1 protein-coding gene is annotated in these 664 nt (G+C 41.1%); it reads right to left on the reverse strand.

The features are described 5' to 3' along the window. Nucleotides 1-160: 160 nt before the first annotated feature. A complete protein-coding gene (locus VB654_RS17140; RefSeq protein ID WP_323215021.1) occupies nt 161-490 on the reverse strand; it encodes a hypothetical protein in 330 nt (109 codons plus the stop codon). Nucleotides 491-664 lie beyond the last annotated feature (174 nt).

A 664-nucleotide genomic window follows, 5' to 3' on the forward strand; every position in this document is an offset into this window, starting at 1 on the left:
CAGCGATTCTGGGTGTAAATTAAACGAGGCGATCGCACTATTGTTCACGGTCATCAAACAGCTGCTTTTTCTTTATCCTCTGACAAAAGCTGCTGTACTTCAACCAATCGTTACAAATAGGTGACTGGAAAATTAAGATATATTGCGAGAATTAGTTTTCTCACTCAGCTGCTATGGTCAGCACGGTTACTTCCGATATTGAGTAGTTTTCAATATCGGATCTGCATTCAATAAATTGCTTTGATGGATCGTAATTTAGAAAGTATTTGCAGTCGCCGTTGTTAGTTATCGCTACCATTTGAAGGCAAATCACCCCATACAAATATCGATGTTTTCCGCCTGGTGCTATGGGCATATCAGAAAATTCTTCAAAGAAATGTCCCATGATCATTATCCCGCGACCATATTTCAAGTAGCATTTGTGGGCAAATTCTAGCTGCGAACGCAGTTCATCAGATACCTCTGAAATTTTAATCGTGTCGTCTTTCATTGCTATTCCTCGAAGTTAATTGGCTTGCCGTTGAAGTGCTGGTAAATTTTCTCAGGGTGCATCCAGTCTGGTAGTGAGTGTTCAACATCTTCTAAATTATTGCCGTTCTCGTCAACCAGTCCGTAGCGGACAACTACCCTAGATAGTGGTGTTTCACCATTGGCGCTAAACTTC

This window comes from Nodularia sp. UHCC 0506, assembly GCF_034931045.1.
Taxonomy (GTDB): domain Bacteria; phylum Cyanobacteriota; class Cyanobacteriia; order Cyanobacteriales; family Nostocaceae; genus Nodularia.

What these genes read in the sequence shown, in the direction of transcription:
- VB654_RS17140 (WP_323215021.1), bottom strand. Translation starts at nt 490, where the DNA reads ATGAAAGACGACACGATTAAAATTTCAGAGGTATCTGATGAACTGCGT.